General features: G+C 56.8%; 9 protein-coding genes. 5 read left to right on the top strand and 4 right to left on the bottom strand.

The window, feature by feature from the left end:
- Positions 1-524 (bottom strand): porin family protein (locus LDN12_RS06665; RefSeq protein WP_223924035.1); only part of this gene is annotated, 524 nt, incomplete at its 3' end.
- 380 nt (positions 525-904) lie between these two features.
- Here LDN12_RS06665 and LDN12_RS06660 point away from each other — a divergent pair.
- The 5 genes from LDN12_RS06660 (at position 905) to LDN12_RS06640 (ending at position 5,045) form a co-directional block, all read left to right on the top strand.
- Entirely contained in the window at positions 905-1,309 is a 405-nt protein-coding gene (locus LDN12_RS06660; protein ID WP_308464310.1) for an MGMT family protein, read from the top strand.
- Between the two features lie 100 nt (positions 1,310-1,409).
- Entirely contained in the window at positions 1,410-2,162 is a 753-nt protein-coding gene (locus LDN12_RS06655) for an ATP-binding cassette domain-containing protein (RefSeq protein WP_223921899.1), read from the top strand.
- On the top strand, positions 2,155-2,952 hold the full coding sequence (fetB, locus tag LDN12_RS06650; protein ID WP_223921898.1) for an iron export ABC transporter permease subunit FetB: 798 nt from the start codon (positions 2,155-2,157) through the stop codon (positions 2,950-2,952). Before LDN12_RS06655 ends, fetB begins: the two co-directional genes overlap by 8 nt.
- Before the next feature lie 30 nt (positions 2,953-2,982).
- Positions 2,983-3,894 carry a methylenetetrahydrofolate reductase gene (locus tag LDN12_RS06645; protein WP_223921897.1) on the top strand — a complete coding sequence of 304 codons (912 nt, stop codon included), beginning with the start codon at positions 2,983-2,985 and terminating at the stop codon, positions 3,892-3,894.
- Positions 3,891-5,045 (top strand): MalY/PatB family protein, encoded by a 1,155-nt coding sequence (locus LDN12_RS06640; RefSeq protein WP_223921896.1) that lies wholly within the window; start codon positions 3,891-3,893, stop codon positions 5,043-5,045. The genes LDN12_RS06645 and LDN12_RS06640 overlap by 4 nt, the downstream gene beginning before the upstream one ends.
- Positions 5,046-5,834: 789 nt before the next feature.
- Here LDN12_RS06640 and LDN12_RS06635 read toward each other — a convergent pair.
- The 3 genes from LDN12_RS06635 to LDN12_RS06625 form a co-directional block, all read right to left on the bottom strand.
- A complete protein-coding gene (locus LDN12_RS06635) occupies positions 5,835-7,454 on the bottom strand; it encodes an NADP-dependent glyceraldehyde-3-phosphate dehydrogenase (protein WP_223921895.1) in 1,620 nt (539 codons plus the stop codon).
- Between the two features lie 203 nt (positions 7,455-7,657).
- Positions 7,658-8,578 carry a 2-dehydropantoate 2-reductase gene (locus LDN12_RS06630; protein ID WP_223921894.1) on the bottom strand — a complete coding sequence of 307 codons (921 nt, stop codon included), beginning with the start codon at positions 8,576-8,578 and terminating at the stop codon, positions 7,658-7,660.
- A gap of 502 nt (positions 8,579-9,080) precedes the next feature.
- Positions 9,081-9,275: a hypothetical protein gene (locus tag LDN12_RS06625; protein WP_223921893.1), complete on the bottom strand. Its 195-nt coding sequence runs from the start codon at positions 9,273-9,275 to the stop codon at positions 9,081-9,083.
- Positions 9,276-9,343 lie beyond the last annotated feature (68 nt).

Here is a 9,343-nt window from a genome sequence, read left to right as displayed (position 1 = left end):
CCTTTGACGCCTCCAAAAGGGATGGTTACGCCCAGGGTATACTCAAACGCGCTGGCATTGGCCACGACGTGGCGCACATCCGCCCGCAAAGCCAGCCGGTCGTACAGGAAGTATTTTACACCGGCCCCGTAGTCGACGAAACCCATCACTTTACGCGAAACAAGGGCCGAAGGGCCGGACATGTTGTAACCGCCAAGCCCGAACGCCACGAACGGCACGAGTTGCTTGTCCGGCATGAAGTGGTACAACCCTTCGACTCCATACTTGAAGATGGCGACATTCTTGTCCGTCACCAGCTTGGATGAGGTGATCGAGTAGTCCAGCCCGGCTTCAACCCCGATGTTGTCCGTAAGATTGTAGCCACCCTTCAAGGAATACATGGGGGCTGTTTCGAGATGCTGGCCGCCATCGTAGGTATATCCTCCGATCATGGGAGAAATCGAGAACTGCCCCTCCGATACGGCCCCGAACACCGTGCCGGAGAATACCAGTACCAAGAAGGATATGGCCGCAAATGCATACACTCTTTTCAAGAAACACCTCCCCTTCCGTCAAGCTATCATTTCAATGTGAATCGTGACCGATATTTTTTATCCGATTCTGTAAATATAGCCATAAACGCACAAAAAAACAAAACAAAAAGAGCCATGTTCCGACATGGCCGGACAGACCTCTCATTACCCCACGTCAGGTGGCATAAGGAACGTCGGTGAAACGCGGGGCAGAATATCATGATTGTCGTGCGTGGTCAAAGCGAGGTTCGGGGTTCAGACGTTTATGGAACAATCTGAGCAAGCGTCAGGTATTTGTGTTTTTCACGAATATGTGAGAAAAGATGTTTTAATTTTGAGTTGCTTGGCAAACCGGTTTTACAGTTGAACGTTCGGCATCATCGCCTGCCCGGATGCGGCAGGCGGAAAGGCAGCGCGCCGCGGAATCTATCATGCCGACATCTGCGTCCGTATACCGGAAAATTTACGCAATTGTATCGAGCATCCCTCAGGGGCGCGTGGCGACCTACGGACAAATCGCACGTTTGGTGGGTATGCCCGGCCATGCACGGCTCGTGGGTTACGCTTTGAGTTGCCTTCATGACCGGGCTACCGTCCCATGGCACCGCATAGTGAACGCCAAGGGGCAGATCAGTGTGCGTTCCGACGGCAGTCCGGCAGACATGATACAGAGACTTCGCCTTGAAAGCGAGGGTGTGAGCTTTGACGAGCACGACCGCATCCCGCTGGGCAGGTTTCAATGGCAACCGGAGAGCAGTGAAGACAGTCCATTCCCACCTGCTCTCCGGAGCTCATAAGACTTTAGAAGTCCTATCGAGTCCTAGAGGCCTCGTTGGGAGAGGGCATTACATGACGTCGCTTCAAATGTCACAAAAAATACCACCGGAATCCCGACCGATGGTTCAGGTGGAAGGGATAGGCCTGACGCGGTTTAACCAGCAGGGCCTGAAGGCCATCATCCTGAGTGACATATCCTTCTCGGCCGCCAGAGGACGGATTACTGCCATCGTGGGGCCTTCCGGGGGTGGCAAAAGCACTTTGATCCGGTTGATAAACCGCCTGGACGACCCGACTACGGGTCGCATTCTACTGGATGGCTCGGATATTGCGGGTCTGGACCCCCTGCTGCTGCGACGAAAGGTTGCCATGGTACTACAACGGCCGTTCATGTTTCCCGGCACGCTGTTTCACAACCTGCAACGCCCTCTGGCCTATCGCAAAGAGCCTTTGCCGAACGCTGCCAGCCCGGAGGTCAGACGTACCATGGAACTGGCCCGCCTGACCCCTGACCTGCTGGAACGGGATGCCCGGAGCCTGTCCATCGGCCAGCAACAGCGGGTCAGCCTGGCCCGGGCAGTGATCACCTCTCCTCCGGTGCTGCTGCTGGACGAACCGACCAGCGCCCTGGACCGGCCAACCGGCGATCAGGTGGCCGCCGCCCTCCAAGACATCTGCCGACAACAGGAGATGGCGGTCATCTTGGTGACCCATGACCTGCGGCTTGCCGGCAAGGTCGCCGATGACCTGATCTACCTGGAGGCGGGACGGATCAGGGAAGCAGGACGTGCGGCGACGGTTCTGGCAGAACCTGCAAGTTCCGAATTCAGACGATTCCTGGCAGAGCCGGAGAAATGGAATAGTCATGGATAACCACGGACTCGTGAATCTGGATCTCTCTAACCTTCTGCTGGCCTTTACCCTGATTCTGCTGGCCATGGCCCTGTCCCGTTTCCAACTGCTGGGACAAACACGAAAGATTGGCTGGGCCGCACTACGGATGATCGTCCAGCTTCTTGCTGTCGGTTATGTCCTCCATCTTGTTTTCTCCGTCAAGAGCCCGCTTTTGGTAGTGTCCATACTGATCGTCATGGCCGGGTTTTCCTTTCAGGTGGCGGGTTCGCAGGCCAAGCGGAAAATGCCGGGATTCTACCGAGTGATGGGAGGCTCGATCCTGGCAGGCTGTGGGGGTGTAACCTTCTTCTTCTGCACCCTAGTGGTGAGATACTCGCCCTGGTACGAGCCCCGCTACCTGATCCCCCTGTTCGGCATGATCCTCGGCAACTCCATGCAGGGAGCCAGTCTGGCGGCCGAACGGCTGGAGGCCGAGATCGGGGAACGACGCGAGGAGATCGAGACGGCACTCTGTCTGGGAGCCACTCCCCGCCAAGCGGTTGAGACAGCCCTGCGCAACGCCTTCTCCGCTGCCCTGATCCCGACCCTCAACACCATGGCGGCCATGGGGATCGTCTCCCTGCCCGGCATGATGACCGGCCAGATCCTGTCCGGCACGGAGCCGGCGGTTGCTGTCCGCTACCAGATCGCCATCATGTGCGCCGTGGCGGGCGGAGTGGCGGTCACCGCCTTCCTGCTCCTGATGCAGGGGTATCGGCGCTATTTCACCCCGGCACAGCAGTTACGACACTGGGATTCTCCACAATAACGACCTTACGACAGGAGCACATACTTCCCCATGAAGATAATCGATACCATAACACCGGGCACACCATTTCTTTCCCTGGAATTTTTCCCCCCAAAAGAGCGATCGGAATGGCCTGCCTTTTTCCACACCGTCGACCGCTTGAAGGAGGTAAACCCTCTCTTTTGCTCCGTTACCTACGGAGCGGGGGGAAGCACCCATGGGGACAGCCTGGAGATCGTCAGCCGACTCAAGCAGGAACATGGCCTGGAGACGATGGCCCATTTGACCTGCATCGGGGCTCACGACGGCGATGTGCACACATTTCTGGATCAGTTGACGCAGGCACAGGTGGACAATGTCCTGGCCCTACGCGGCGATCTCCCCCAGAACAGCACGGCTGAATCATCGCCCCACCGCCCCCTGCTGCACGCCTCGGACCTCGTGTCCCTCATTCGTGGCTCCCACCCCCATGTGGGCCTGGGAGTGGCCGCCTACCCTGAGGTTCACCCCGAGGCTGCGAGCCCTGCGGCGGATATGGCATATCTCAGGCTCAAGCTGGACCATGGTGCCGACCTTGCCATCACCCAGCTCTTCTTCGACAATCGCATTTACTTCGATTTTGTCCGCAACGCCCGCGACCACGGCATCACCAAGCCGATCATTCCCGGCATCCTGCCGGTAGTCAGCCTGAAGGTGATCAAACGTATCGTATCATTGTGCGGCACGGTTATGCCGGCGGAATTCATGGCACAGCTGGAAGAGGCGGATCGTCGTGGAGGTGCCGCAGAGGTGCAAAAATTGGGAGTCGCCCATGCCCGAAGACAGACGGAGGAGTTGTTGGCCGGCGGCGCGCCGGGTGTACATCTGTACACCCTCAATCGGGCTGACGCCGTACTGGAAGTGACGGCCGGCCTGCTACCACTCTCCGCCACCCTCCGCCTCCCCCAAGAGCCCACTCCATGACGGCCGACGCCAGATTCGACTTCGATGCCCCCATCGACCGCAGGAGCAGCGGCAGCGAGAAATGGGACCGGTACCAGGGACGCGACATCATTCCCCTGTGGGTGGCGGACATGGACTTCCGTTCCCCTCCGGCGATCATCGAAGCACTCCACGAGCGGGTCAGCCATGGTGTATTCGGCTATACGCATCCGTCGCATGAGTTGACGGCAGCGGTTCTCAACCACCTTGAACGGGATTTCGGTTGGCGGGCGGAGCCGGGTTGGATTGTCTGGCTGCCTGGCTTGGTGTGCGGGCTGAACGTACTCTGTCGGGCCGTGGGTGATGCGGGCGACGCGGTTGCCACCTTCGTGCCGGTCTATCCCCCTTTTTTGTCAGCCCCGTCTCTATCGCAACGCAGCCTCGTAACGGCGCCGCTTCATATGCAGAACGGTCAATGGGTGGCTGAAATGGCGGAACTGGAGCGCACCATCACCCCGCAAACAAAGCTGCTGTTGTTATGCAGCCCCCATAACCCGGTGGGTAGATCCTGGTCCCGGGAAGAACTGCTCCGGTTTGCCGAGTTTGCCGAGCGCCACGACCTGGTGATCGGCTCGGATGAAATCCATGCCGGGCTGGTCCTCGACAAGGCCAAGCGCCACATCCCCATTGCAGCCCTCTCTCCGGATATAGCCCGCCGCACCATCACACTGCTGGCCCCTAGCAAGACCTACAACATCCCCGGCCTGGGATGCTCCTTTGCCGTCATTCCCGATACGGGGCTACGCAGGGATTTCCAGAAGGCCATGGGCCGCATCGTCCCGCATGTCAACCTTCTGGGCTATACCGCAGCCCAGGCGGCCTATAATGAGGGAGAAGCATGGCGGCAGGAACTTATTGCCTATCTGCGCGGGAACCGCGACCTGCTGACCGAAGGGATAGCCCGGATACCGGGCCTCTCCATGACCCCGGTCGAGGCCACCTATCTGGCCTGGATTGATGCCCGCGGGACCGGTATCGACCAACCGGTACATTTTTTCGAAGAGGCGGGAGTGGGGCTTTCGGATGGGAGTGATTTCGGCGCCCCGGGATTCATTCGGCTCAACTTCGGTTGTCGGCGCGAACTTCTTCGCGAGGCTCTCAGACGGATGGAGGCAGCGCTAATACGCCGTTGAGTCTGTCAAAGGCTGGTCGGGCTTCTGGGGCTTTATCCTCATCAGGCCGTACTGACACACTAGCTTTCCTGATGGGTAAAGAAGGGGACCATAAACCTGTCGGCCAGGCAGAGTTTTTTGAAAAGATAAATCTCGCCCAATGATATTTTTGTCATACCTGTTATACTGGACACCATGAGAAAGATATGTGCATGGTGTTATGGCGAGATAGGATTTACGGTCTCTCCGGGTGAGATACACCCTAGCGTCAGCTATGGCATATGCCTGGAATGCGCCAACCTTTTTCTTGCGGACCAGGGAGTTCATCTGTCCGCCTTCCTTGATGCCTTGAATGTCCCCGTGCTTCTAGTCGATAACGATGTAAGGGTTATTGGTGCGAACACCTTGGCACTATCCCTTGTCCAAAAGGATCTACCTGAAATAGAAAACCATCACGGAGGTGATGTTTTCGAATGCATCTATGCGGCAACGCCGGAGGGCTGCGGCAAGACAGTTCATTGCAGCGGATGCGCCATCAGGATCGCCGTCAGGGACACCTTTCACTCGGGCTGTAGCCATCGGGAGATACCCGCCTACCTGAAGTGCGAACGCTCGGGACAACCTGAACGGATCGGGCTCTTGATATCAACCGAGAGGGTTAATGATGCCGTCTTATTGAAAATAGACAGTGTGATTTAGCCGAAGCTGTTGCAGTAAAAAGCGCGAGGAGTTTCCGGAAAACGGCCCCTGAAACAAACGTCTCCTCTCTCCCACCATCCCTAATGAACGCCACCAAAGCAGTTTTTACCTTTACAACATGAAATCCGTGGAGAGAAAGTGTGACTTCCGCCCCTTGACGATGTCGGTGATAATCTCACGGTTGGCCTCGGATTCCCGCGCTGCGACTACGATCCTGATGGAAAATATGCGCAGGGCGTCGGCCACGGATTGGGTCCCCTCGGCGGAGTTTTTGCGGCCGTTGAAAGGGAAACAATCAGGGCTTCGCTGGCATTGGCTGTTGATGTTGATGCGGCAGACCTGATTGACCAGGGCATCCACCAAGTGGGACAGCAGGTCACTATCCCGACCGAAGATACTAGCCTGTTGGCCGTAATTCGAGGCGACCACATAGTCGATCGGTTCCCGGATATCGTCGTAGGGGACGACCGGGATTACCGGTCCGAACTGCTCCTCGTCGTAGACCCGCATGGCTGGGGCGACCGGGTAAAGCAGCGCGGGATAAAAAAACGAAGCGTCGTTGATGCCGCCGTTCCTGTTCAACACTCGTGCACCGCGGGCCTGGGCGTCCCGCACCAACCCTTCCAGATAGCCCGGTTTTTCCGGTTCCGGGAGGGGCGTGATAGTCACATTTTCATCCCATGGCATACCGCATTTCAGGGCATCTATACCTGCGGACATCCGCTCCACGAAGTCATCCGCAAGGGAACGATGGACAAACATGATCTTCAGCGCGGTGCAGCGCTGGCCGTTGTAGGTGAGACTCCCCCTCAGGCATTCGGCCACCGTAAGGTCCAGGTCAGCATCAGGCAGAATGATGGCCGGGTTTTTGGCGTCCAGCCCGAGCACGCAGCGCAAACGGTGGGGGCGGGGATGAGTTGCGCGGAGCGCGTCCGCAACCCGATGGGTACCGATAAAACCAAGAACATCCACCTTGCCTGAGGCGAGCAAGGGCGGCACGACCACCTCGCCGTCGCCGTAGACCATGTTGACAACCCCCGGCGGAAATGAATCACGGAAGGCCTCCAGCAGGGGGTGAAAGAGCAGGATACCGAAACGGGGCGGCTTGAGCAGTATGGTGTTTCCCATGATCAATGCGGGGATGAGAGTCGTAAAGGTCTCGTAGAGCGGGAAGTTATAAGGCCCCATGCAAAGCACGACCCCCAGAGGAGCACGCCGTATCTGGCCAATGATCCCCTGTTGGATGATAAACCGGGACGACACCCTGTCCAACTCCTTCAATGCCTCGATGGTGTCGTGAATATAGACAACGGCACGCGCGAACTCCCGTTCTGCCTCTTGCAGCGACTTCCCGATCTCCCACATGAGGAGCTTGACAATCTCCTCCCGTTTCTCCAGCATGACGCTCGTAAAACGTTGCACGCACTGGATGCGCTCCCCCACCGACATGGTCGGCCAGATCCCACGACCGGTGTCATAAGCCTGCACCGCTACCTGAAGAGTCTCCATGGCCGCCCCCTCGCTAAGAAGTGGCGACTCCCCTACCCGCTTCTGGATAAGCCCTCCGGATGTTCTGACCCGGACCGGCGAAAGAACATCCTGCAACGGGCCGTCCCAATGCCGCAATTCACCCGCGACCAGGTAATAGTCCTGCCGGATCGGCGTATCGATACGATATGGCTCAGGGATTTGCCCTTCCTCGGGAAAGAGTGATTCAATGGTCTGTTTCATGGGGCTGTTTTCCTGTTCATGTTGTCTGTTCTTTGCGGTGCCTCAGGGTAAAAAAAAACCGGGGGTTGTCACCCCCAGCCTCCGTTCCCGGCCAGCTCCCGTGCAAACACCAGAGTTTAACCACTAACAATATCAGTACAGATAGCTATCCTTACACCTGATCATTGTCAAGTAAAAGGTGTGAGGATGGCCGCAAACGGACGTTACGGATTAACCGGTTCCCCCAAGTCCAACAGGGCACGGAGCATTCCGACCCGGACCATATTTACCCCGTGTCGTGCCGCATAAAGCAACGGTATCCGATAGATCGCCTCCAGTTCCAAAGGACGCCCCTCAAGCCGGTCAACCATCATGCTGGGCCGGTAGTCGCTGGTATGTCGGACCGTACTGGTCAGCATCTCTTCGCCGTATTCCCGGGAGATCGGCTCGGACAAGCCTTGGGCGTTGCCTCCGGAGATGACCTCATCCATAATTTCCACAACCAGACATCGGGTGGCAGGATTGGCCAACAGCTTACCGGGGGTCTGGTTGGTCAAGGCGCACAAACCGTTGAAGGGGATATTCCATACCAACTTTTCCCAGCGAATCTTTCGGAGGTCGGCTACCGCCTCGCAGATAACGCCGGCGGTAGTGAACATGGTTGCCAGTTGCTCACTTCGCGACGAACGTCCGCCGTTGAACTCCCCCAGCCGGATGGAGCCGAGCGCCATATGGTTCACCACACCCGGCTCGCCGCGGGTAACGCCGATCATGGCCACTCCGCCTAGGACACGATCACCGCCAAAGGCGTCTGCCAGCAATTCTTCGTTGCCGAGACCGTTCTGGATGGTCAAAAGCGCGGTGCTGTTTCCCAAGAGCGGGCGCACCATCTCCACCAGATGTTGATTGGCAAAAGCCTTTAGTGCCACAAGGACCAGATCGACAGTCCCTATGTCGCAGGAATTGTGAAACCCTTGGACCTGGTCAAGATGAAAATTCCCTCGCGGGGAGTTGACGGTCAGGCCGGACCTGGTAATGGCGTCATAATCCCGCCGCAGTAAAAAACGCACATCATGGCCGGCACGCTGCAAGAGACTTCCGTAATAGAGGCCGACGGCCCCGGCCCCAATAACCCCAATCTTCATGGATCTATTTTCCTCATCACCGATTTTTTAGTTATCAGTCGGCCATGGTTCGACTGCCATGCTAGGCTTGGCACAAGGAGGTCCAAATGTCAATGTTGTAGACCGATTAAACATCCGTCATCTTAATCATTGTAGCAAGCAGACGCTACTGTGGGGGGCCTGCCCCCTGGCTGGTAGGGCAGCAATGCCATGATGCGTCATCGCAAATACCTCTTTACTATTCACAGTTCCGGTGATGTGTAGTGTTTTATTCGCTAAAACGCATAACGTTCCATCTTTAGTTCCGCATCACGACAATATGTAAAAAATAATAATTTCAGTATAATACATAGCAAGTATCTTACACAAGCTGGGTTGTGTCGCCAAATCAAACCTTGACGGGATAACGATATACCATTATCATTTATATACCAATAATTGGTAACACCAATTAATATGTTGGCCGGTTTCAGTAGTTGTACTCGGGGACAATGAAGCGGGGACCTTGGAAATTAACGACAACTTAGAGCCGGGTGTTCCAGGCAATCGACCATATTCCAAGAAAGCAGAACGAATAGTCGGTTATCGGCAAAGGTTGCTGCTGGCTCCGGACGCCGGAGGTTCCTTTTTTCGCTAAGTCGAGAAACACGACTTCGTTGCCCCCGAGAACGCCCTCGCCGTTTGAACCTATGGGTATCTCCATGTACTTCTTGTCCATGTGGGCGGTTCACCGAAGCAGGACCGCAGTCCAAGCACCTACTGGCGCGGTATAGTCGATAAGGTCTC

Source organism: Geobacter sp. AOG2, from assembly GCF_019972295.1.
Lineage (GTDB): Bacteria > Desulfobacterota > Desulfuromonadia > Geobacterales > Pseudopelobacteraceae > Oryzomonas.
This window is presented reverse-complemented; position numbering and strand designations above follow the sequence as displayed.